Annotated in this window: 20 protein-coding genes and 1 pseudogene; 8 read left to right on the plus strand and 13 right to left on the minus strand. The window is 66.9% G+C overall.

Going from position 1 to position 21,633, the window contains the following annotated elements; genetic code table 11:
• Positions 1-140: 140 nt before the first annotated feature.
• Positions 141-416, minus strand: a complete 276-nt coding sequence (locus CFB40_RS29500) for a DUF4148 domain-containing protein (RefSeq protein WP_089433350.1) — start codon at positions 414-416, stop codon at positions 141-143.
• An 80-nt stretch (positions 417-496) separates the two neighbouring features.
• Positions 497-841, minus strand: a complete 345-nt coding sequence (locus tag CFB40_RS29505; RefSeq protein ID WP_089433168.1) for a DUF4148 domain-containing protein — start codon at positions 839-841, stop codon at positions 497-499.
• Positions 842-1,083: 242 nt separating this feature from the next.
• Between CFB40_RS29505 and CFB40_RS29510 the strand changes: the two genes are divergently transcribed.
• Entirely contained in the window at positions 1,084-1,773 is a 690-nt protein-coding gene (locus CFB40_RS29510; protein ID WP_089426764.1) for an aspartyl/asparaginyl beta-hydroxylase domain-containing protein, read from the plus strand.
• A gap of 25 nt (positions 1,774-1,798) precedes the next feature.
• Here CFB40_RS29510 and CFB40_RS29515 read toward each other — a convergent pair whose 3' ends face one another.
• Entirely contained in the window at positions 1,799-2,755 is a 957-nt protein-coding gene (locus tag CFB40_RS29515) for a LysR substrate-binding domain-containing protein (protein WP_089426763.1), read from the minus strand.
• Positions 2,756-2,835: 80 nt separating this feature from the next.
• On the opposite strand from CFB40_RS29515, the gene CFB40_RS29520 reads away from it, so the two are divergent.
• The 3 genes from CFB40_RS29520 (at position 2,836) to CFB40_RS29530 (ending at position 4,838) form a co-directional block, all read left to right on the plus strand.
• A complete protein-coding gene (locus tag CFB40_RS29520) occupies positions 2,836-3,234 on the plus strand; it encodes a nuclear transport factor 2 family protein (RefSeq protein WP_089433169.1) in 399 nt (132 codons plus the stop codon).
• Between the two features lie 122 nt (positions 3,235-3,356).
• The gene (locus CFB40_RS29525) at positions 3,357-3,626 is read left to right on the plus strand and encodes a MoaD/ThiS family protein (RefSeq protein WP_089426761.1); all 270 of its coding nucleotides are present in this window, start codon (positions 3,357-3,359) and stop codon (positions 3,624-3,626) included.
• Between the two features lie 66 nt (positions 3,627-3,692).
• Positions 3,693-4,838 (plus strand): WD40/YVTN/BNR-like repeat-containing protein, encoded by a 1,146-nt coding sequence (locus tag CFB40_RS29530; protein ID WP_089433170.1) that lies wholly within the window; start codon positions 3,693-3,695, stop codon positions 4,836-4,838.
• A gap of 49 nt (positions 4,839-4,887) precedes the next feature.
• Here the strand turns inward: CFB40_RS29530 and CFB40_RS29535 are convergent, their stop codons facing one another.
• Complete coding sequence (locus tag CFB40_RS29535) at positions 4,888-5,817, minus strand: LysR substrate-binding domain-containing protein (protein ID WP_089433171.1); 930 nt, start codon at positions 5,815-5,817, stop codon at positions 4,888-4,890.
• A gap of 147 nt (positions 5,818-5,964) precedes the next feature.
• On the opposite strand from CFB40_RS29535, the gene CFB40_RS29540 reads away from it, so the two are divergent.
• Entirely contained in the window at positions 5,965-6,390 is a 426-nt protein-coding gene (locus CFB40_RS29540; protein ID WP_089433351.1) for a PACE efflux transporter, read from the plus strand.
• A gap of 63 nt (positions 6,391-6,453) precedes the next feature.
• Here CFB40_RS29540 and CFB40_RS29545 read toward each other — a convergent pair whose 3' ends face one another.
• From CFB40_RS29545 to CFB40_RS29575, 7 genes and pseudogenes are all read right to left on the minus strand, one after another.
• Positions 6,454-6,906: an OmpA family protein gene (locus CFB40_RS29545; RefSeq protein WP_089433172.1), complete on the minus strand. Its 453-nt coding sequence runs from the start codon at positions 6,904-6,906 to the stop codon at positions 6,454-6,456.
• On the minus strand, positions 6,866-7,486 hold the full coding sequence (locus tag CFB40_RS29550; protein ID WP_256976920.1) for a M35 family metallo-endopeptidase: 621 nt from the start codon (positions 7,484-7,486) through the stop codon (positions 6,866-6,868). Before CFB40_RS29550 ends, CFB40_RS29545 begins: the two co-directional genes overlap by 41 nt.
• A gap of 28 nt (positions 7,487-7,514) precedes the next feature.
• Positions 7,515-8,075, minus strand: coding sequence for a hypothetical protein (locus tag CFB40_RS29555; RefSeq protein ID WP_089433174.1), 561 nt, complete (start codon positions 8,073-8,075; stop codon positions 7,515-7,517).
• Between the two features lie 401 nt (positions 8,076-8,476).
• Positions 8,477-9,424, minus strand: a complete 948-nt coding sequence (locus CFB40_RS29560; protein ID WP_089426758.1) for a choline ABC transporter substrate-binding protein — start codon at positions 9,422-9,424, stop codon at positions 8,477-8,479.
• Positions 9,425-9,522: 98 nt separating this feature from the next.
• Positions 9,523-10,521 carry a GlxA family transcriptional regulator gene (locus CFB40_RS29565; RefSeq protein WP_089433175.1) on the minus strand — a complete coding sequence of 333 codons (999 nt, stop codon included), beginning with the start codon at positions 10,519-10,521 and terminating at the stop codon, positions 9,523-9,525.
• Between the two features lie 105 nt (positions 10,522-10,626).
• The gene (choW, locus tag CFB40_RS29570) at positions 10,627-11,523 is read right to left on the minus strand and encodes a choline ABC transporter permease subunit (protein WP_046549695.1); all 897 of its coding nucleotides are present in this window, start codon (positions 11,521-11,523) and stop codon (positions 10,627-10,629) included.
• Positions 11,516-12,804 (minus strand): annotated as a pseudogene (locus tag CFB40_RS29575) (quaternary amine ABC transporter ATP-binding protein); the annotation flags it as partial. The pseudogene CFB40_RS29575 and the gene choW, both read right to left, overlap by 8 nt.
• A gap of 485 nt (positions 12,805-13,289) precedes the next feature.
• Here CFB40_RS29575 and CFB40_RS29585 point away from each other — a divergent pair.
• From CFB40_RS29585 to CFB40_RS29595, 3 genes are all read left to right on the plus strand, one after another.
• A complete protein-coding gene (locus CFB40_RS29585) occupies positions 13,290-16,691 on the plus strand; it encodes a DUF2339 domain-containing protein (RefSeq protein ID WP_089433176.1) in 3,402 nt (1,133 codons plus the stop codon).
• Positions 16,688-18,031 (plus strand): DUF3999 domain-containing protein, encoded by a 1,344-nt coding sequence (locus tag CFB40_RS29590; RefSeq protein WP_089433177.1) that lies wholly within the window; start codon positions 16,688-16,690, stop codon positions 18,029-18,031. The genes CFB40_RS29585 and CFB40_RS29590 overlap by 4 nt, the downstream gene beginning before the upstream one ends.
• Before the next feature lie 121 nt (positions 18,032-18,152).
• On the plus strand, positions 18,153-18,806 hold the full coding sequence (locus tag CFB40_RS29595) for a lytic transglycosylase domain-containing protein (protein WP_089433178.1): 654 nt from the start codon (positions 18,153-18,155) through the stop codon (positions 18,804-18,806).
• Positions 18,807-18,814: 8 nt separating this feature from the next.
• On the opposite strand, the gene CFB40_RS29600 is transcribed toward CFB40_RS29595, so the two are convergent.
• On the minus strand, positions 18,815-19,513 hold the full coding sequence (locus CFB40_RS29600; protein WP_089433179.1) for a winged helix-turn-helix domain-containing protein: 699 nt from the start codon (positions 19,511-19,513) through the stop codon (positions 18,815-18,817).
• Positions 19,514-19,553: 40 nt separating this feature from the next.
• Complete coding sequence (gene kdpB, locus CFB40_RS29605; RefSeq protein WP_089433180.1) at positions 19,554-21,611, minus strand: potassium-transporting ATPase subunit KdpB; 2,058 nt, start codon at positions 21,609-21,611, stop codon at positions 19,554-19,556.
• Between the last annotated feature and the right edge of the window lie 22 nt (positions 21,612-21,633).

Below are 21,633 nucleotides of genomic sequence, written 5' to 3' on the forward strand. Positions count from 1 at the left end.
ATCGCGCCGCCGCGCGAAGCGGCGCGCGATGACCGGCAGCGTGGCCGGCGCCCTTCTGCCGCGTCGAGCGGCACGAAGGGCTGCCGTACTGCCATGTCGCGAACACGCCGGCCTGAAGTCGCACAAGACCATGTCGACACCTAGTTGCTGGTCTGCGCCGGCATACCGGCGGCCGGCGCGTGCGCGGCGGCCGCCGCCATCCGGGCCCGGTCCTGCTCGGCAAGCTTCGCTTCCGCGGCCTGGATGTCCGCCGGATACTCGCCGTCGTCCCCCTTTGCCGGGTCGTACCCGGCCGCTTCCAGGCGGATCAATTCGTCGCGAACCTGGGTACGCGTGAGCGGCGCGGCCGATTGCGCGAAGGCCGACTGACCGACGATCGCGCCGATCATCGTCAGGACTGCGATATATGTCTTCATCATGAACTCCTTCAATGTTCCGTATCGATCAACCGTGTTGAATGCCTTGAATGCCTGACCTGCGAACGCAGGCGGCTGCGTCAGCTTCCGAAATAGACCGCGCAGAAGCTCGCGGGGCCGACGCATGCGGTGGAACCCTGGCGCGGCGACATCGTCGCCGGCCTGCCCGCTTCGGATGACGCGGCCGGATCGCTGCCGACCGCCGTGCTGGCCTGATGCGCCGGCATCTGTTCGACCTGCCGCTGGAACAGCGGGCTCACGTCCGGATACGACGTGTCGGTCACGAAGCGCAGCCCGTTGTTTTCGGCGTCGATCAGTTCCTGCCTGACCTGCGCGCGCGTCAGTGCCTGTGCCGACGCTTGCGTCGCGATACCCGCGAGAGAAATCGCCGCCACCGCGGCGGCCACCAGCCAATGCGTGTTCATGTTCCACTCCTTGAGAAGTCAACGAGACGACGTGCTACACCCGTATGACGACGGAACGCGTGCGTTTATTCCCGCGCGTCGCGCAACCCGGATCACGCGGCTTCTCGAGCGCCGGCGCGCCCGGGACGGACGTTCATGCAACTGTCATTCTTTCGTCAGCCGGCGTAACCTGACGTAACGCAGCGCCCGCCGCGCTTCGGGCAGACTGACGTCACCCCTTACGGATCGCCCTTCGATCGATCATGTCCGTCGCCTACGACTATGCAGCCGGCCTGCTGCGCACGCTGTTCGACCGCCATATCGACGGCGGCGCGGTGCTCGACACGGCCGTGTTTCCCGACACCGAGCGTTTCGTCCGTGCATGGACCGACATCCAGGCAGAGGCATTCGCCGTGGCGCTCGACATGCCGCGCATCCCGCGCTTTCACGAGATCATGCGCGAGCAGTACGACATCTCGGCCAACGATGCACGCGACTGGCGGATGTTCATCATGCAGGCATACGGCCAGCCGTTCCCGCGCAACCTGTCGCGCTGCCCGACCGTCGCGTCGATCGTCGCGGCATCGCCGGACGTGCTGTCCGCATCGCTGTCGTTCCTCGCGCCCGGCAAGCACATTCCCCCGCATCGCGGGCCGTTTCGCGGCATCCTGCGCGGCTATCTGGTGCTGTCGATGCCGAAGCGCGCGGACGGCACGCCGGCCGCCGTGCTGAAAGTCGACGGCCACGAATACCGGCTCGAGGAAGGGCGTTTCCTGCTGTGGGACGACACGTTCATGCACGAGGTGTGGAACGACAGCGACGCGGTGCGGATCGTGCTGCTGCTCGATATCCGCCGGCGCGGGATGCCGCGCCTGCTCACGTGGCTGTCGAATGCGGTGATCGGTGTCGTGCGAATCGGGATCAGGATGCGCGGGCGATCGATTCCGGTTTAGCGCGTGTGAGCGGCGTGGCTTCCCGTCACGCCATGCGCGGCGAATCGTCCTGTGCCAGTTCCGTCAGGATCGACGTCAGCGCGCGAATCTTGGGCTGCATCGCACGCGGCGACGGGTACACGAGGAAATAGCCGAGACCGTTGTCCGCGACGTCGCCAAACGGGGCAACCAGCGACCCGGCGGCAAGCCGGTCCCGGGCCATGCGCGGGTCACCGATCGCCACGCCGTGCCCCTGCTCGGCGGCGGTGAGCGTCAGCTCGAGCGTGTCCAGTACGAGCCCGGCTTCCGGGTCGACCTGCGTCGCGCCGACGGCCGCGAGCCAGCAGCGCCACTCGTCGTGCCCGGGGGCGGGATGAAGCAACGTGGCCTGCGCAAGATCGGCGATCGATCTCAATGAAGCGGCCAGCGTGCCGGTACACATCGGTGTCAGCCGCTCTGCAAAGAGCGGAACCGACACCATGCCGGCCCAGTGCCCGGCGCCTCGTACGACGATCGCGTCGACGTCGGTTCCGGCGAAATCCGGCGTGTCGTCCGCCGACGTCTGGATCCGCAGCTCGGTCTGCGGGAGTGCGCGATTGATCGCCGGGAGACGGGGCAGCAGCCAGCGGATCGCGAAGGTCGACGGCAACCGCAGCGTGAGAACCGGCGCGACGTCGCCATGCGCCTCCGCGTGGCGTGCCAGTTGCGTCAGGACGTCGACGGCCACCGTCAGCAACGCGCCGCCTTCCGCAGTCAGTGTCAGCCCCGACGCATGACGCACGAACAGCGCACACCCGTAATGCACTTCCAGTTGCTGCACCTGACGGCTCACCGCACCCTGGGTCCGGCACAGATGATCGGCGGCCCGGCTGAAGCTGCCGAGTTCGGCCGCGGCAACGAAGGCCTGGAACGCCGTCAATGGCGGCAGGGTTCGCGTGAGTTCGGCCAGCGGGTATGCACGGGCCGCATGCCCGGGTTGCGGATTTTTCGATTGTTCGGACATCTGTGCATCGCTATCGTGGTTGCGCCGGGTCCGCCTCACCTGTCGCGGCCCGGCTCGTCAACAACCAGCGGAGAAAGAGAATGGACCCATCGTCGAATGCACTATACACGCGGCAGGTCGACACCTACCTGAAGGCGCTCGAGCGCGGCGACGTCGCCGCGATCTGCGCATTGTTCACGCCGGATGCGCGGATTTTTTCGCCGTTTCTCGGCTGGATGCAGCCGACACCGTTCTTCGACAAGGTCGTTTCGGCATCCGGACAAAGCCGCATCACGGCGATCGACATCTGTGTCAGCGCGACCGGTGCACGACGAGCAACCGGTTACTTCGTGTATGACTGGGGGCTGAAGGACGGCTCGGCGGTGCAGTTCGAATGTGTCGATGTGTTCGAATTCGACGAAAGCGGACGCGTCGAGCGCATGATCATCGTCTATGACACGCATCCGGTCAGGGCGGCGGTGGGTGACAAGTACGCGTGACCGAAGCGCCCGACGGGGCGACCCCGCAAGACCAAACCGATGCGGGATCCAGCCCCGTCGTGCCCGCTGGATCGCCTAAACTACAGACCGTCCCCTCCGCGAGGCTCCTGCCAGCCACCGCCATGGCGCACCTCTTCTTCGCCGCCTCGATCCAGCGGCATATCGAAACGCCCGAGCGCGAAATCGACGCCCACTCGGTCGGCGAAGCATTCGACACCGTTTTCGGCGAGCAGCCGCGGCTGCGCGGCTACATCCTCGACGACCAGGGTGCGCTGCGCAAACACCTGTCGGTATTCATCGACGGCCAGCCGATCCGCGACCGGCAACACCTGTCCGATGTGCTCGGCAACGCCAGCCGGGTCTATGTCGTGCAGGCGTTGACGGGCGGATAAGGGGACATATGCACAAGCGCCGGCCGCGCACCCCAACGTCAAGCCGGGCATCCGGAGGCATCGCAAATGAACGATCGACTGCTCGTTGCCACCCGCAAGGGCCTGTTCGTCCTGCAGGCCGACGGCCACGGCGGCTGGACGCTCGGTGAGCCGCACTTCGCCGGCGAGCCGGTCAGCATGGCGCTCGCCGACCCGCGCGACGGCACGCTGTACGCCGCGCTGAACCTCGGCCATTTCGGCGTCAAGCTGCACCGCCAGCGCGCAGGCGCCGCCGACTGGGAGGAATGCGCGGTTCCCGTCTATCCGCCACAGCCCGCCGACGCCCCACCCGCCAGCGCCAGCGTGAATGCCGGCACCGGCGACGACGACGCGCCACCCGGCCCGCCGCAACCGCCATGGACGCTCCAGCAGATCTGGTCGCTCGAAGCCGGCGGCGCCGACGAGCCGGGCGTCCTGTGGGCCGGCACGATTCCCGGCGGCCTGTTCCGCTCCGACGACGGCGGCAGTTCCTGGGTGCTCAACCGGGCACTGTGGGATCGCCCGGAGCGCGCCGAATGGGGCGGCGGCGGATACGATGCGCCGGGCATCCATTCGGTGATGGTCGATCCGCGCGACAGCCGGCACGTGATGGTCGGCATCTCGTGCGGCGGCGTCTGGCAGACAGCCGACGGCGGCGCAACGTGGCGCGTGACCGCCGACGGCATGGAAGCCGATTACATGCCGCCCGAGCGGCGCGGTGAGCCCAACGCGCAGGACCCGCACCGCGTCGTGCAGTGCGCGGCCAACCCGGACGTGCTGTGGACGCAGCATCACTGCGCGATCTTCCGCTCGACCGACGGCGCCGAGCACTGGCGGCGCATCGAGGCGCAGCCTTCGAGCTTCGGCTTCGCGGTAGCCGTGCACCCGCATGAGCCGGACACCGCGTGGTTCGTGCCGGCCGTGAAGGACGCGTGCCGGATTCCGGTGAACGGCCGGTTCGTCGTCACGCGCACGCGCGACGGCGGGCGCAGTTTCGAGCAATTCTCGAACGGGCTGCCGAGTGCGCCGGCGTACGACCTCGTGTATCGGCACGGGCTCGCGATCGATGACACGGGCACGCACCTCGCAATGGGATCGACCACCGGCGGGTTATGGACGTCCGGCGACGGCGGCGAAAACTGGCAACTGGTGTCTGCGCATTTGCCACCGGTTTATTGCGTCAGGTTCGGGTGATGGTAGGTGTGCGGGCGGGTCGGTTCGCATCGGGCCTGCACGGCCCGCTTTACCGCTCAACGCCCGCCCCCATCCGCCCCACCGCCTCCCGCGTCTGCGCAATTTCCGCCTCGAGCCAGTCGAGAAACGACCTGACCTGCGGCTCGCGCTCCCGCCCGGGCCGGCACAGCGCGACAAAACGCGCGCCCTCGATCCGCACCGCCGGCTCGATCGGCGTCAGCGCCCCATGCGCGACATGCTCGGCAGCCAGAACTGAACTGAGCAACGCGATGCCCTGCCCGTGCAGCACCGCCTGCAACGCGTAATGCTCGTCGTCGTAGTGACGGAACACCGCGCGCTCGAGCCACGCATCGCGGCCGGCCGCGCGACACCACGACGCCCAGTCGACCGACACCGGCAGCGGCGTATCCCACACGGTCTCGATCAGGTCGAGCGGCTCGTCCGTGCGATGCGCGTCGAACCCGACGGCCGCATACGCGCCAAAATACTCGTCGATCAGCGCAATCTCGTGCAGCGCCGGAAACGTGCGCGACGTCGCGCGAATCGCGAGATCGATCCGCGCATCGCGTTCGAGATCCGCAAGCGTGTTGCCGGTTTCAACCTTGATGTGCAGTTGCGGATCGACCTGACGAAACCGGCCAAGGCGCGGAATCAGCCACATCGCGGCAAACGCGGGCGTGGTGGTCAGCACGAGCGTGCGCTCGCCGGCCGCCTCGGGCCGCACCGCGTCGAGCCCGCGGCTCAACGCAAGCAGTGCATCGTGACTCGCGTGAAACAGGCGTTCGCCTTCGTCCGTGAGCCGCACGCCGCTCGCACCGCGCTCGAACAGCAGCACGCCGAGCCGGCTTTCGAGCGACTTGATCTGGTGCGACACGGCGGCCGGCGTCACGGACAGTTCGTCCGCGGCGGCCTTGAATGCGCCGAGCCGTGCCGACGACTCGAATACACGCAATGCAGTCAGGGGGATTTTCGAGAACACGGGGCCTCGCGGGCCGGATCGGGCCGGGTTGAATTCAATTGAATCCGGGTGAGATTAGGTGAATTGAAGCGGGCGTGCAACGCGGATAGCCTTGCGGGACGTCGCGGTACGGTGCCGCGGCGAGTGACGTCCCACCGGAGCAACAACGTGCAAGGCCTACCGCGCAGGATCACGCAGGCGGTGCTCTACGAAGCAATCGCGATTTCCTGCATCTCGCCCGTGATCGCGGCGATCTTCAAGCAGGACCTCGTCTATTCGGGCGCGCTGTCGGCAACGATGTCGGCGATCGCGATGCTGTGGAACATGATCTTCAACGCGCTGTTCGAGCGCTGGGAAGCGTCGCGTCGCCAGCCGACACGCACGCTCGGGCGGCGGATCCTGCATGCCACCGGATTCGAAGGCGGGCTGATCTTCATCCTGGTGCCGGTCGTGGCGGGGTGGCTCGACATCTCGTGGCTCGACGCGTTCGTCGTCGACATCGGGCTGTTCGCGTTCTTCTTCTGCTACGCGTTCGTGTTCCAGTGGGCGTTCGATCGGGTGTTCGACGTGCCGGCGACGACGAAGGGGTCGTGAGTGACGCTGCTGCTATTGCAAGACGACGGCCGGGATACACTCCGATCGGCGTCACGAGGCGCATTACTGATTGACGCAACAGTTGTCGGGGCAGCCAGGGAGCAATGTTATCTCAGCGCGTTTCGCATTTTCATCGTCCTGAACGCTCATGCGCTTATAAACGTAACTATGAACAGCGTATCGCTCCTGTTTCAGCCCGAGATGCACCAACAACTGCCGGGCGGACTCGGCGCGTCTGGCAGACAGCTCTTCGGGACCGGTTTCCACTGGCTCGGCTACGCCGCTCACCGCTACGCCTTCGCGAATCGGAAACTGCGACAACATTTTCGATACCCAGTCTTCCAGCTTCTTCGCCTGCTCTTCGCTCACCGTTGCAGAGTTCTGCTCAAACATCAGGTCAAAATTTTGCCCCGGCAAATTCTCCGACCCAACACAAGCATACGAGTTTGCCCCCACAAAGAGTAAGACTGCGGCGCTAATCCAGCCAGATAACATATGCCGAAATACTGTCTGCATTCTTTATCGCCATCTCCGGGTTGCTTTGCCCCCACTCAGGGAGAAATCGCGTGATTCCGTACTTTGGATCGCTCGCCCCAAACGTATCCTCGAAGTGAGTACACTCGTGGATAATAGTCGACAACTTCGAGGTAGCCGCACGGCTTCGGTCGCGAATCGTACAAAATTCCTCGTGGATGCTTATTGTGTGTGTTTCAGTGTCGGGACCACATACGTGCGCTACAGTGCCGACGTTCTTGTTGGTCGGCAAGCATCCAAGAGATCGATCCAGATCGGGATGGGCCCTCAGAAAATTCCCAGGGCCAAGTGATCGCATGACGGCAAGAGTAGCCGTCAATCCAGTGATAAGACTATGACGAATCTCGTGGTCATTCGCGCCAAACCACGTCCAGACACGCCTACGTTCCTCAGGTGCCCATTCGGCCAATCTATCGAGCCGCTCCTTCACCAGATCGGCTCCTTCATCACGAAGTTGCATCATCAGCTTTCTAAATTCTGCGTCGGTCATGGCCGGGCAGATTGGCGGGCCGTTGAGCGTAAGAAAAACTTTCAACTTCGAGCCCGGTGTGGTGTTCGTCACCGCGGAATCGTGGACGCAAACGTATTCGTTACAGGACATCGCTATTGCCCTCCACGACCTCGAGCCTAAGTTTCTCGGCGTGACGCGTTGTTACTCGTTGGGTATTTCCCTCGGAATCCGTGACGCCACTGACGATCTGACCTGATGCCGTGTATATGCGGTACCGAACACGCGCGAGCGGTCGACCGCTCTGCTCATCGCACAAGACATACTGCTCACCATGCTCAGCGTCGGTTATCCGTTCAGAATCCGTGTGGTTTCGGATCTGCCCGGTCAACGCCGCCGCTTGTTCGGCCGTAAATCGCATCATCATGCCGCGCTGGGCATAGAACACCGGCGGTGGATTGCAACCACAGACGTTGACGTCGCCGCTCAGCGCCCAAGGTTTGCCGTTCGGCCCTGTTCCCGGCCACCGCGGCCCTTTCGGAGCAATAAAGCCCTTCCGTCCGCACGCCGTGCAGTAGGTCTGCATATCCAGTGTCGCGATATGCACGCGCGGGGGCGGATTGGAACACGTGACGGTCGGCAGGCCTTCCGTGATTGTCGCGCTGCCACCTCGATCACCTTGAGCAAGAAAATAGCGGATCATGCGCCATCCCCCCGCGCGCCGCGTGTGACGGCAAGCTCCGCGACCGTCCATTCTCTATTGGTAGCGTCACCGCGCCAGTTGCTCTCGAGATGCGAGTCGACAACGGCAAACAAATGCGCGGGCAATTTCTGCGTATGCGGCATCCTGATTCCCCTTCGTGAAATTGGTGCGATTAACCAACACCAAAATACGCGATTACGAAAGGGTTTTCAATAATACAAGTTCGAAATTCGTATAACTAATTTTTCTTATATTTCTATCATTCAAATGCCAAGTCGCTCGAACACGGCGCTTGGCAAGCATACAAAAAACCCCCGAACCCAGATAACAACTCTGTCGTTCGGGGGCGCAGGGCCACCGTCAAACCGTAGGCTCAGGTGGAAAAGGCCAACACACCTCGCTCAATGCACGCCGAGATAGGCCTTCACCGCCGGCAGGCCCGGCTTGCCGTCGAGCGTCGTCACGCCGGCGAGCCACTTGTCGAGCGCCTGCGGGTTCGCCTTCAGCCACTCGGCCGCCGCCTTGTTCGGGTCTTCCTTGTTCATGATCGGCATCATCACGTGGTTCTCGATCGACGTCGTGAACTGCAGGTTCGACACGAACTTCGCGACGTTCGGGCAGCGCTGCGAGTAGTCGGGCGGCGTCGCCGTCAGCACCTTCGCTTCGCCGTAGTTCGGGCCGAACACGTCGTCGCCGCCGCTCAGGTAGTCGATCTTCATCTGCACGTTCATCGGATGCGGTTCCCAGCCGAGGAACACGATCCACTGCTTGTCGCGGATCGCGCGATTCACCTCGACCAGCATCCCGGCCTCGCTCGACTCGACCATCTTGAACTTGCCGAGGCCGAACTTGTTGCCGTCGATCATCTTCTTGATCAGCAGGTTGCCGTCGTTGCCCGGTTCGATCCCGTAGATCTTGCCGTTCAGCTTGTCCGCGTACTTCTGAATATCCGCGAACGACTTCAGGCCGCCCTGGTACACGTAGTCGGGCACCGCGAGCGTGTATTTCGCGCCGGTCAGGTTCGGCGTCGACAGCACCTTGATCTGGCCGGCCTTCGTGAACGGCTGGATGATCGGGTCCATCGTCGGCGACCAGTAGCCGAGGAACACGTCGATCTGCTTGCTCTTGATGCCGGCGAACGTGATCGGCACCGACGCGATCGTCTTCGTCGGGCTGTAGCCGAGCCCCTGCAGCATCGTCGATGCGAGGCCCGTGGTCGCCGCGATGTCGGACCAGCCGACGTCCGCGAAGCGCACGTTCTTGCACACGGGCGGATCGGCCGCATACACGGCCGACATCGGCGCGGTTATCCCGATCCCGCACACCGCTGCGATCAATAGGCGCTTCATCTTGCTTCTCCTCAAAGTGATGTCGTTTGCTTGAATGCGGGATCGTTTATTGAAGCCGCGCGCCGCGATCCCGGCGGCGTCGCGGACCATTAGGTTGGTCAGCGCCCCGGCAACCGGCGCTCGTAGCTCGGCGCGTGGCCGAACTGCGCACGGTAGGCCTTGCTGAAATGGCAGGGTGAATGAAAGCCGCAGACCGTCGTCACGCGTGCGATCGACGCGTCGGTCGTGCGCAGCAGGTCGCGTGCGCGCTTCAGGCGCAGCGTCAGGTAATAGTGGGTCGGCGACACGTTCAGGTACACCTTGAACATGCGCTGCAGGTGCCGCTGCGACAGCCGCACGAGCCGCGCGAGCTCCTCGAGCGACAGCGGCTCCTCGATGTTCGCCTCCATCAGCCGCACGACCTCGATCAGCTCCGCGCGCGAGAAGCCGACGCGCGCATCGACCGGAATCGGCTGCGTGTCCGTCGAGCTGCGGATGCGCTCCAGGATGAACTGCTCGGATACCTGCGCGGCCAGCTGCTGGCCGAAGCGCATCCCGACGAGGTTCAGCATCAGGTCGAGCGGCGCGGTGCCGCCGGTGCAGGTCAGCCGGTCGCGGTCGACGACGAACAGTTCGTCCGCAAAACCCACTTGCGGAAACTCGGCATGCAGCGAGGACAGGTTCTCCCAGTGCACCGTGCAGCGATAGCCGTCGAGCAGCCCGCTCGACATCAGCGCATACGCGCCCGTGCAGATGCCGCCGAGCGGCAGACCGCGTTCGGCGAGCGCCGCGAGCGTATCGCGCGCGCCTTCGTCGACCACGTCGCGGATGCGGATGCCGCCGCACACGATCATCACGTCGGGCAGGTTCGTGTAGTCGAGCGCCTGCGTGGGCCGTACCGCGATGCCGTTGCTGGCGTGAACCGGACTGCCGTCGAGCGAATAGATCGACCACTGATAGTGATCGGCGCGCCCGACGTAGTTCGCCATCCGAAGCACTTCGACGGCGCTCGAGAACGCGATCATCGAAAAGTTCGGCAGCGTCAGGAAGCCGAAATGGGCGAGCGATGAAACCGGTGAAACGCAGGCTGCGGGCGCGACAGCGACGGCGGACGTCACATCGGTCTCCTGGCGAGGAGGTTGCAGGGGGCCAGCCCCGCGGCGGAAACCGCGGAAGCCGTTATTCATTCAGGGTGAGCGGCCGGGGATGCCGGCCGCCGGAGGTCAGGCCTGCGCGGGCGCGGCCTTCACGCGAAACAGCTGCTTGAGGCCCGAGAACAGCGGCGCCTTCACGGTGCCCGGCGCACGGCCGAAGCTTTCGGTGATGCGGTCGAGAATGATCGCGAGCAGCACGACCGACAGACCGCTTTCGAAACCGAGGCCGATGTCGAGGCGCTGGATACTGGCGAGCACGTCGTTGCCCAGGCCGCCCGCACCCACCATCGACGCGATGATCACCATCGACAGCGCCATCATGATCGTCTGGTTCACGCCCTGCATGATCGACGGCAGCGCATTCGGGAACTGCACCTTGTACAGCAGCTGCCACGGCGTGCAGCCGAAGGCCTGGCCGGCTTCGACGATCTCGCGGTTCACGTGGCGGATCCCGAGGCTCGTCAGGCGCACCGCCGGCGGCATCGCGAAGATCACCGTCGACAGGATCCCCGGCACGCGGCCGAGACCGAACAGCATCGCGGCCGGAATCAGGTAGACGAACGCGGGCATCGTCTGCATCAGGTCGAGGATCGGGCGCACGATCGCGGCGACCCACTTGCTCTTCGCGGCCCAGATGCCGAGCGGGATGCCGAGCACGAGGCTGATGATCGTCGACGACAGCGTGAGGCCGAGCGTGATGACCGTCTGGTCCCAGAAGCCCGTCGCGAAGATCAGCAGCAGCGACAGCGTCGTGAACAGCGCGAAGCGCCAGCCCACCCGCCACAGCCCGACGCCGATGAAGATCGCCATCATCAGCCACATCGGGATCGCCTGCAGGCCGTGCTCGACGAATGCCGCGAGCCCTTCGATCGCCTGGCCGATCGTGTCGAACGTCTTGGCGTCGTGGTCGAGCAGGTAGTGAACGGACTGGTCGACCCAGGTACCGAGCGGAATCATTTCAGACATGGGAACCTCGCGAACGCGTGATGGCCTTCAGGATGAGCGCACGATCGACCGAGCCGCAGTAGCAGCCGTCGTCGTCGACGACCGGCAGTGCATTCGGGCTCGCGACCACACGCGCGACGACATGTTCGAGCGACGCGTCGCGCCGGATGGATTCGATCGGGCTCACGGACGGCGTCGCCTGGCCGATCGCGTCGCGCGTGACGAAGCCGCGGATCTTGCGTTGCGCATCGAGCACGAACGCATAGTCGGCACTGCCGTTCAGCGTCGCCGCGACGTTCGCGGCATCGCACTTCGACACGATCGGCACGGCGCCCGTCTGCATCAGGTCGCCGGCCGTCAGGTAGCGGCTGGTGTCGATGCCGTCGAAGAACGCGCGCACGTAATCGTCGGCCGGGTTCGCGATGATGTCCTGCGGCGTGCCGACCTGAACGAGCCGGCCACCTTCCATGATCGCGATGCGGTTGCCGATGCGCAGCGCTTCTTCCAGATCGTGCGACACGAACATGATCGTGCGGCGTTGTTCCTTCTGCAGCTGCAGCAGCACATCCTGCATTTCCCGGCGCTTGAGCGGATCGAGCGCGGAGAACGCCTCGTCCATGATCATCAGCGACGGGTTCACGGCCAGTGCGCGGGCGAGGCCGACGCGCTGCTGCATCCCGCCCGACAACTCGGACGGCAGCTTGTGCGAGAACGGGGCGAGGCCGACCTGCTCGAGCACTTCCATCGCGCGGCGCTCGCGCTCCTTCTTGCCCATGCCCCCGACTTCGAGTCCGAACGCGGCATTCGACACCACGGTGCGGTGCGGCATCAGCGCGAACGACTGGAACACCATGCTCATGTCCTTGCGGCGCAGCGCGGTCAGCGCCGAGCGACGCGCCGACGCGACGTCGAGCCCGTCGATCATCACCTTGCCGGCGCTGGGATCGACCAGCCGGTTCACGAGGCGGATCAGCGTGGACTTGCCGGAGCCGGACAGGCCCATCAGCACGAAAATTTCGCCTTCCTGCACATCGAAGGAGACGTTGTGCACGCCGACGACCTGGCCGGTGCGCTTGAGCACATCGTCCTTCGTCGCGCCGGCGGCGAGCATGTCGAGCGCCTGCTGCGGGTTGCTTCCAAACACCTTGCACAGACCTTCGACCACGACCTTGGGGGCATCCATCGAAACCTTCTCCTCGTGTAGCGGGGACTCGCGCTTGTCTTAGCGTGCCTACATAGTTGCCAGAAAAAACCCCGACCTGCCGACGAATTACGACAAACGCTTGCGCAAATACGACACGGCTGCCAGCCCCGCCGGGCGGGCCGCGGCACGCGGCGGCCCCCGATTGCGGCGGCGCAATACGCGCACGGCCAGCAACGGCGGGCGTCGCGCGTCGGACTTGTGCGCAGCAACGCGGCGCGGATCGCGTCGCGCGTTGCGCCAATTCGCATCGGGCACGCGTCGCTTTACGACAATTTCACGTCCGATCACGCGTCGATCTGCTCAGACGAAAGCGCATCGTCTCCACCGATAAAAAGCATGACCGTGCAAAAAGCCGCGCGGCGACACCGGACGGTGCACGCCGCGATACCGCGCCAACCCGGAAAATCCCCGACAGCCGCTGTGATACATTCCCCGCCAACAGGCTGACCGCGACACAGGCCATCACGCGGCCGCCGTGGTCAGCAGCGCATGCCGGTTCGCCTGCCGGCCATGCCGATACCGCCTCGACCGGCAAACATCCGATCGCAGGCCGATAACGATACGAGAGAGGGAGCAAGGCGAGATGAACTGGGCTTTTACCGCAATCGGCTTCATCGTGGGCGGGATTGCCGCATTGATCGGGGATTTCTCCGCCATTACCGGCGCAGTGCTCGGCGCCGCGATCGGGTTCTGCCTCGACAACACGCTGCAACAGCGCAAGCGCAAGAACAAAGGCACGGCCCCCGATGCGTTCGCGATGCAGGCACCGCCCGCCCAGCCGCCGGTTCCCCTGGCCGAGCGCGTCGCGCGCCTCGAAGCAACCGTCGAGACGCTGACGCGCGAAGTCGCATCGCTGCGCGGCCAGCTGGCCGGTGCGAAAGCCGGCTCGGCCGCGAGCGGCGCGACGGTGCACACGCCCTCCGGCACCGCCTCCGCCCCCCCATCCGCACCCGTCCCGCCTTCGGCCGCCCTGCCGCCGCGCCCGCCTGCCCAGCCGGCCGCCGCACGCGCGGATGCACCGGCGTCCGCATCGGCCCCCGCTCCCACCCTCGTTCGCGCCGCCACGCCGGCACCGACACCGGCCGCCGCGATCCGCGCGAGCGAAACGCCTGCCGCCCCGGCGCCCGCACCGTCGGCGCCTCCCGCGCCGCCCAAACCGCGCGAGCCCGACCTCGTCGAGCGCGCATTCCGCGCCGCACGCGACTGGCTGCTCGGCGGCAACACGGTCGTGCGCGTCGGGATCATCGTGCTGTTCTTCGGCGTCGCGTTCCTGCTCAAGTACGCGGCCGACAACCACATGCTGCCGATCGAATTCCGCCTCGCCGGCACCGCGCTCGCCGCGGCCGCGCTGCTCGCGATCGGCTGGCGCGTGCGCGCGCGCCGTTCGGCGTACGGGCTCGTGCTGCAGGGCGGCGGCGTCGGCATCCTGTACCTGACGATCTTCGCCGCGACCAAGCTTTACGCGCTGCTGCCCGTCGGCGCAGCGTTCCCGCTGATGGTGGCCGTGTGCGCGCTGAGCGCGTTCCTCGCGGTGCGGCAGAACGCGCTGCCGCTCGCATTCATGGGCACCGCGGGCGGCTTTCTCGCGCCGGTGCTGCTGTCGACCGGCCAGGGCAACCATGTCGCGCTGTTCAGCTACTACGCGCTGCTGAACGCGGGCATCTTCGCGATCGCGTGGTTCAAGGCCTGGCGTCCGCTGAACCTGCTCGGCTTCGTCTTCACGTTCACGATCGGCTCCGCGTGGGGCGTGACGGCCTACCGCCCCGCGCTGTTCGCGAGCACCGAGCCGTTCCTCATCCTGTTCTTCCTGATGTACGTCGGCATCGCGCTGCTGTATGCGGTGAAGCGCGAACTCGCGCTGCGGCACTACGTGGACGGCACGCTCGTGTTCGGCACGCCGATCGTCGCGACCGCGCTGCAGGCGTCGCTCGTGAAGGACATGCCGTTCGGGCTCGCGTGGAGCGCCGTCGCGCTGTCGGCGTTCTACGTCGTGGTCACCGCGTGGCTCGCGCGGCGCCGCGACCGCCTCGCGCTGCTGTTCGAATCCACGCTCGCGCTCGCGGTGATCTTCGCGACGCTGGCCGTGCCGCTCGCGTTCTCCGGTCCGACGACCAGCGCCGCGTGGGCGATCGAAGGCGCGGCCGTCGTCTGGCTCGGCGTGCGCGAGAAGCGCATGCTGCGGTTCGGCTTCGGGCTGCTGATGCAGGTTGCCGCGGCCGGCGCGTTCTTCACGAGCCTGCTCGGGCCGGCCGACGCCACCGCGTTGCCGGTGCTCAACAGCCCGTATATCGCGATGCTGCTGATCGCGCTCGCCGGCCTGTTCACCGGCTGGTGGCTGCACGGGCGCGGCGAAGCCCGCGCGTGGCATGCGTGGATGCCCGAGATCGGCGCCGCGGCCGCCGCGTGGGGATTGCTGTGGTGGGTGAGCGGAGGCCTGCACGAGATCCTCGTCTACGCGAGCCGTCACGTCGACCTGCATGCCGACCGCTTCGTCGTCGATTCGACCGCGCTGTTCGCGGCCGGCACCGCGTGGCTCGCGCACGTCGCCCGCCGCCGGCTGGCGTGGCCGCTCGCCGAATGGCCCGCGCTCGCGCTGACGCCGGTGCTGGCGCTGCTCGCGCTGCGTGTGTTCGATGCGCACGAAGCGCCGCTGTCGGGGATGGGCGCGTTCGCGTGGCCCGTCGCCGTCGGCGCAGGCCTTGCGCTGCTGTGGCGCCAGTCGCGCGGCACGGCAGGCGCCGATTCCGCGCCAGGCTCGGCGCGCGCCGTCGCGCCATCTCTCTCCGCAGCCATCATCGCGCCGCTGCATACGCTGATGTTCTGGACCGTGTGCGGGCTGCTGTCGCTCGAAGGCTTCTGGCGCCTGCGTGCGTACGTGCCCGAAGGCGCGTGGAGCTGGAGCACGTGGGCCTACGGTTTCGGTGCGCTGCTCCTGCTGGTGTCGGGCCCCGGCTCGCGGCTGCGCTGGCCCGTCGCGGCGTTTCCGCGCGCGTACCAGGTGTGGGGTGCGGCGCCGCTCGCGGCATTGCTGTGGCTGTGGAGCATTGCCAGCGTGATCAGCGACGGCAACGCGGCGCCGCTCTTCTGGCTGCCGCTGCTCAACCCGCTCGACATCGCGCAGTGCCTGGTGTTCATTGCATTCGCCGTGTGGCTGCGCCGGCTGAAGACGCTCGGCATCGCGTGGCATCCGCGCGTCGTCGACTACGTGGCCATCGCCACCGTGTTCCTGTGGTTCAACGCACTGATGCTGCGCACGCTGCATCAGCGCTTCCACCTGGCCTACGACATCGACACCGTGCTGTCGTCGTTCGGCATCCAGCAGGTGTTCATGGTCGGCTGGAGCCTGTTTGCGTTCGCCGGGATGTGGCTGACGCGTCGCGACGGCATCGCCCGCGTGTGCGCGCTCGCGTCGCTGCCGCTGATCGTCGTGATGTGGGGGTGGACCTTCTACGCAAACTTCACGCAGGACGGCGGAAGCTGGGCGCGCGTGCCGCTCTTCAACCCGCTCGACCTCGTGCTCGCGGTGGTCTACGCACTCGCTGCGTCGTGGTTCGTGCGCGCACGCAAGCTCGGCTGGTCGTTCGGCAAGTATCGCGTCGAGCTGCTGAGCGCGGCCGGCGCGACCGCGTTCCTGTGGCTCAATGCGATCTTGCTGCGCACGCTGCATCACTGGGCCGGCGTGCCGTACGAACTCGGCGCGATGGCGGAATCGACGCTCGTGCAGGCATCGGTGTCCGTGTACTGGACGCTCTGCGCGCTCGCGATCACGATCTGGGCCACGCGCCGCGGGCTGCGTCCGCTGTGGTTCGTCGGCGCCGCGCTGCTCGCGCTCACGGTCGTCAAGCTGTTCCTGTTCGACCTGTCGCACGTGACCGGCATCGAGCGCATCGTGTCGTTCATCGGCATCGGCGTGCTGCTGCTGTTGATCGGGTATTTCTCGCCGCTGCCGCCGAAGGCCGCCGCGCAGCAGGACGACACGCCATGAAACGACTCGCCGCCCTGCTCGGACTGAGCCTGCTCGCGTCGTTCGCGGCGGCCGACGGGCGCGTCGCGCAGCGCTTCTCGCTCGACCTCGACGGCACCGCCGCGTATTACCAGCTCACCGTGCCGCAGCCTGTCTACGCGGCGAGCCGGCGCGACGACCTCGGTGACGTGCGCATCTTCAACGGCGCGGGCGAGCCCGTGCCGTATTCGCTCGACGCGCCCGCGGCGGCCGCGCCCGCCGTCCCGCCGAAGCGCACGCCCGTGCACTGGTTTGCGCTGCCGCCTGCCCGCGCCGACAACGGCAATGCGCCGCTCGGCGTGACGGTCGGCCCCGACGGCGCGCTGCGCGCGGGCGTCGCCGCACCGGTGCGCGCGAAGCACGGCGCGGATCTCGTCGACCTGTCGCATGCGGACGGCGAGATCGACGCGCTGCTCGTGCACGTGAGCGACGACAGCTACCAGGGGCGTGTCGCCGTCGAAGCCAGCGACGACCTGCGCAGTTGGCGGCCGCTCGGCAGCACGCAACTGCTGAAGGTGGGCCACGGCGACGCGATGCTGGTGCAGGAACGCATCGCGCTCGAAGGCGCGGCGCCGCGCTACCTGCGGCTCGACTGGCTCGACGGCGCACCCGCGATCGCGTCGATCGACGTCGAGACGCACCCACGCGATGCACGCGGGACCGACACCGCATCCGTGCCGCGCCAATGGCGCGACGCCGTGCGCATGCGGGCCGGCGCCACGCCAGGCGAGTATCTGTTCGACACCGACGGCGCGTATCCGGTCGACCGCGTGCGCATCGACCTGCCGCAGCCGAACACCGTCGCACGCGCGACGCTGCAGAGCCGCGCCGACCCGCAGGCGCCGTGGCGCGACGTCGCGGGCGCCGTGCTGTTCCGGCTGCAGGGCAAGGCCGGCGAACAGCGCAATCCGCCGCTCGAATTCGCGGCGAATACGGATCGCGCGTGGCGGATCGTCGTCGACATGCGCAATGGCGGATTCGGCGGCGGCCAGCCGGCCGTCGCGATCGGCTGGCATCCGGCCGCGCTGACGTTCGTCGCGCGCGGCACGCCGCCGTTTACGCTCGGCGTCGGCGACGCGTCGCTCGTGTCGTCGGCCGTGAGCCGCGACGCATTGCTGGTGGGCATGGCGCCCGAAGTGCGGCCCGCGCGGGTCGGCGCGGTGCTGCCGGTGTCGGCAGTCGCGCCGGCGTCAGCCGCCGATCCGGATGCACCGCGCCGCTATGTGCTGTGGGGCGCGCTGGTCGTCGCGGTCGGCGTGCTCGGCACGATTGCGTGGCGCCTCGCGAAAAGTGGCGGCGATACGCACGGCCGCGACGGGTGACGCCGCGCAGTCATGCGCACCACCCGTCTTTACGCGCCGTTTATCTCGCGTGCCGGTTTCTTTCGACGGTCGCAATGCATAACTGCGTACAGTCGTCGCATCGGAACCACGATGCGACGACATGCAGGAAACCTATCCATCGTATGACCGGCCGCTGCCACGCACGCGCGTGCGCCCGGCCCTGCGGCTGAAGCGGCTTCTGCTGCTCTTCCCGATCGTGCTGCCGCTGTCGATCGCATTGCCCGCGCATGCCGACGACACGCCAGCGGCGCCGGCCAGCGCAGCCAGCACGACCGAACCCTCGCTTCCCCCGACCCTCGACACGATCGTCACCGCGCTGCGCAACCGCTTTCACCTCGCGTACGCCGACGCGCGCACGATCGCGCGCGCGGTGCAGACCGAATCGGATCGCTACGGGCTTGCTCCGGCACTGCTGCTCGCGATCATCGCGGTCGAGTCGGGCTTCGATCGCCACGCGGTCAGTGTCGCCGGCGCGCGCGGGTTGATGCAGGTGATGCCCACCGCCCATCGCGATCTCGTCGCGCATGTGAAGGATCTCTCCGATCCGGCTACCAACGTGCGGATCGGCGCGGCGATCTTCCGCGGCTATCTCGACGATGCGGATGGCGACGTCGAAACCGCGCTCGTGCGCTACAACGGCGGCACGAAGCGCTATGCGCAGCGGGTCGCGCTGCGCGTGCAGCAATTCGATGCGCAGCTGCGCCGTTCGAACGGCGCGGCGAGCGACGCGCTGCGGACGGCCGCGAATCCCTGAGCGCGTCGCTACCGCGCACCGTCGAGCCGGTAGCCGACGCCCGTCTCCGTGACGATGTACGCGGGCCGCCGCGGATCGCATTCCAGCTTGCGCCGCAGGTGGCCGACATACACGCGCAGGTAGTGCGCATCCTTGCCGTGCGCCGCGCCCCATACTTCACTCAGCAGGCGGTCGTGCGTCAGTAGCCGGCCCGCGTGATGCGCGAGCGCGGCCAGCAGCCGGAATTCGATCGGGCTCAGATGCACGCGCGCCCCGCCGCGCAACACCTGGCGACCGCCGAGATCGACGGTCACGTCGCCGAAGCGGACGCACGCCGCATCGATGCGCCCGCCGCCGGCTTGCCGCCGCAGGTGCGCACGAATCCGCGCGATCAACTCGGCGGCGCCGAACGGCTTGGTCAGGTAGTCGTCCGCGCCCGCGTCGAGCGCCGCCACCTTGTCGCGTTCCGCGCTCAGTGCCGACAGCACGATCAGCGGCGCGGCCGAGTACGCACGCAGCACATGGATCAGGTCGGTGCCGCCGATGTCGCGCAGGTTCGTGTCCGCGACGATCAGGTCGGGACGTCGCGCGCCGACGGCCGCCACGCCCGCCGCTCCGGTCGCGGCCTCGAAGACGTGCATGTGCTCGGCCTTCAGCGCGACACGGACGAAATGCCGGATGAACCTGTCTTCGTCGACGATCACGATGACGACGCTCGGTTCGCTCATGCGGCAGCACCTTCGTCCGGTGCATTGTGCGCGCCCATGCTCAGGCCCATCCGCATGCCACCAGCACCACGTCGATCAGCTTGATGAACGGGAACGGCAACAGCACGCCACCGAGTCCATACAGCAACAGGTTCCTGCGCAGCAGCGGCGCGGCGCCGAGCGGGCGATAGCGCACGCCCTTCAGCGCGAGCGGGATCAGCGCGACGATGATCAGTGCGTTGAAGATCACCGCCGACAGGATCGCCGACGCCGGCGACGCGAGGTGCATCACATCGAGGACGCGCAGTTGCGGATACGTCGTCGCGAACGCGGCCGGGATGATCGCGAAATACTTCGCGACGTCGTTCGCGATCGAGAACGTCGTCAGCGACCCGCGCGTCATCAGCATCTGCTTGCCGATCTCGACGATCTCGATCAGCTTCGTCGGGTTCGAGTCGAGGTCAACCATGTTGCCGGCTTCCTTCGCCGCCTGCGTGCCGGTATTCATCGCCACGGCGACGTCGGCCTGCGCGAGCGCCGGTGCATCGTTGGTGCCGTCGCCCGTCATCGCAACCAGACGGCCCGCCGCCTGATGCTCGCGGATCGTCGCGAGCTTGGTTTCCGGCGTCGCTTCCGCGAGGAAATCGTCGACGCCCGCTTCCGCCGCGATCGCCGCGGCCGTCAGCCGGTTGTCGCCCGTCACCATCACGGTCTTGATGCCCATCTTGCGCAGTTCCGCGAAGCGCTCCTTGATGCCGCCCTTCACGATGTCCTTCAGCTCGATCACGCCGAGCACGCGGGCAACGCCGTCGACGCGCTCAGCCACCGCGAGCGGCGTGCTGCCGCGACGCGCGATGTCGGTCACGACGGCCTCGACTTCGCGGGTGACGCGGCCGCCGTAGGACTCGACGTAGTGCTTGATCGCATCCGCGGCGCCTTTGCGGATCTCGCGGCCCGGGAGGTCGACGCCGCTCATCCGCGTCTGCGCGCTGAACGACAGGAACACCGGGTGCAGTGCCTGCATGTCGCGCTCGCGCAGGTTGAAACGCTGCTTCGCGAGCACGACGATGCTGCGGCCTTCCGGCGTTTCGTCGGCAAGCGACGACAGCTGCGCGGCATCGGCCAGCGCTTCCTCGGTCACGAACGGCGCGGGCACGAACGCCGACGCCTGGCGGTTGCCGAGCGTGATCGTGCCGGTCTTGTCGAGCAGCAGCACGTCGACGTCGCCGGCGGCTTCCACCGCGCGGCCCGACGTCGCGATCACGTTCGCCTGCATCATCCGGCTCATCCCGGCCACGCCGATCGCGGACAAGAGGCCACCGATCGTCGTCGGGATCAGGCACACGAGCAGCGCAACCAGTGCGGTGATCGTCACGACATGGCCGGCCTTCATCGCCTCGACCGCGAACGTCGAGAACGGCAGCAACGTGGCGGTGGCGAGCAGCATCACGATCGTCAAGGCAACGAGCAGGATCGTCAGCGCGATCTCGTTCGGCGTCTTCTTGCGCTTCGCACCCTCGACCATCGCGATCATCCGGTCGAGGAACGCCTCGCCCGGATTGACGGCGACACGCACGACGATCCAGTCGGACAGCACGCGCGTGCCGCCCGTCACCGACGAGAAATCGCCGCCCGCCTCGCGGATCACCGGCGCGGATTCGCCGGTGATCGCCGATTCGTCGACCGACGCGACGCCTTCGATCACGTCGCCGTCGGCCGGGATCGTGTCGCCGTTTTCGACGAGCACGACGTCGCCTTTGCGCAGGTCGGTCGATGCCATCACTTCGACGACCGCCTTCGCACGCGGCGCCGAGAGCTTTTTCGCGACCACGTTGTGTTTCGCACTGCGCAGCGATGCGGCCTGCGCCTTCGAACGCCCTTCGGCGAGCGCTTCGGCGAAGTTCGCGAACAGCACGGTGAACCACAGCCACAGCGCGATCGCGACGATGAAGCCGGCGGGCGCTTCGGCCTGGCCGAACAAGGCGGCGATCCACAGGATCGTGGTCAGGATGCTGCCGACGTACACGCAGAACATCACCGGGTTGCGGAACTGCGTGCGCGGCGTGAGTTTCCGGAACGAATCGGCGATCGCCGGGCGCACGAGCGCGGGATCGAACATCGAGCGCACGGCCGTGCGCGGA

The sequence above is a fragment of the Burkholderia sp. AU31652 genome, from assembly GCF_002223155.1.
Lineage (GTDB): Bacteria > Pseudomonadota > Gammaproteobacteria > Burkholderiales > Burkholderiaceae > Burkholderia.

Excerpts from the sequence above, each read along its gene's own strand:
- CFB40_RS29600 (WP_089433179.1), bottom strand. The coding sequence starts at position 19,513 with ATGAGCGAACCGAGCGTCGTCATCGTGATCGTCGACGAAGACAGGTTC.
- CFB40_RS29505 (WP_089433168.1), bottom strand. The coding sequence starts at position 841 with ATGAACACGCATTGGCTGGTGGCCGCCGCGGTGGCGGCGATTTCTCTC.
- CFB40_RS29590 (WP_089433177.1), top strand. The coding sequence starts at position 16,688 with ATGAAACGACTCGCCGCCCTGCTCGGACTGAGCCTGCTCGCGTCGTTC.
- CFB40_RS29510 (WP_089426764.1), top strand. The coding sequence starts at position 1,084 with ATGTCCGTCGCCTACGACTATGCAGCCGGCCTGCTGCGCACGCTGTTC.
- CFB40_RS29515 (WP_089426763.1), bottom strand. The coding sequence starts at position 2,755 with ATGTCCGAACAATCGAAAAATCCGCAACCCGGGCATGCGGCCCGTGCA.
- CFB40_RS29500 (WP_089433350.1), bottom strand. The coding sequence starts at position 416 with ATGAAGACATATATCGCAGTCCTGACGATGATCGGCGCGATCGTCGGT.
- CFB40_RS29595 (WP_089433178.1), top strand. The coding sequence starts at position 18,153 with ATGCAGGAAACCTATCCATCGTATGACCGGCCGCTGCCACGCACGCGC.
- CFB40_RS29555 (WP_089433174.1), bottom strand. The coding sequence starts at position 8,075 with ATGATCCGCTATTTTCTTGCTCAAGGTGATCGAGGTGGCAGCGCGACA.
- CFB40_RS29520 (WP_089433169.1), top strand. The coding sequence starts at position 2,836 with ATGGACCCATCGTCGAATGCACTATACACGCGGCAGGTCGACACCTAC.
- choW (WP_046549695.1), bottom strand. The coding sequence starts at position 11,523 with ATGTCTGAAATGATTCCGCTCGGTACCTGGGTCGACCAGTCCGTTCAC.
- kdpB (WP_089433180.1), bottom strand. The coding sequence starts at position 21,611 with ATGTTCGATCCCGCGCTCGTGCGCCCGGCGATCGCCGATTCGTTCCGG.
- CFB40_RS29560 (WP_089426758.1), bottom strand. The coding sequence starts at position 9,424 with ATGAAGCGCCTATTGATCGCAGCGGTGTGCGGGATCGGGATAACCGCG.
- CFB40_RS29525 (WP_089426761.1), top strand. The coding sequence starts at position 3,357 with ATGGCGCACCTCTTCTTCGCCGCCTCGATCCAGCGGCATATCGAAACG.
- CFB40_RS29530 (WP_089433170.1), top strand. The coding sequence starts at position 3,693 with ATGAACGATCGACTGCTCGTTGCCACCCGCAAGGGCCTGTTCGTCCTG.
- CFB40_RS29545 (WP_089433172.1), bottom strand. The coding sequence starts at position 6,906 with ATGCAGACAGTATTTCGGCATATGTTATCTGGCTGGATTAGCGCCGCA.
- CFB40_RS29585 (WP_089433176.1), top strand. The coding sequence starts at position 13,290 with ATGAACTGGGCTTTTACCGCAATCGGCTTCATCGTGGGCGGGATTGCC.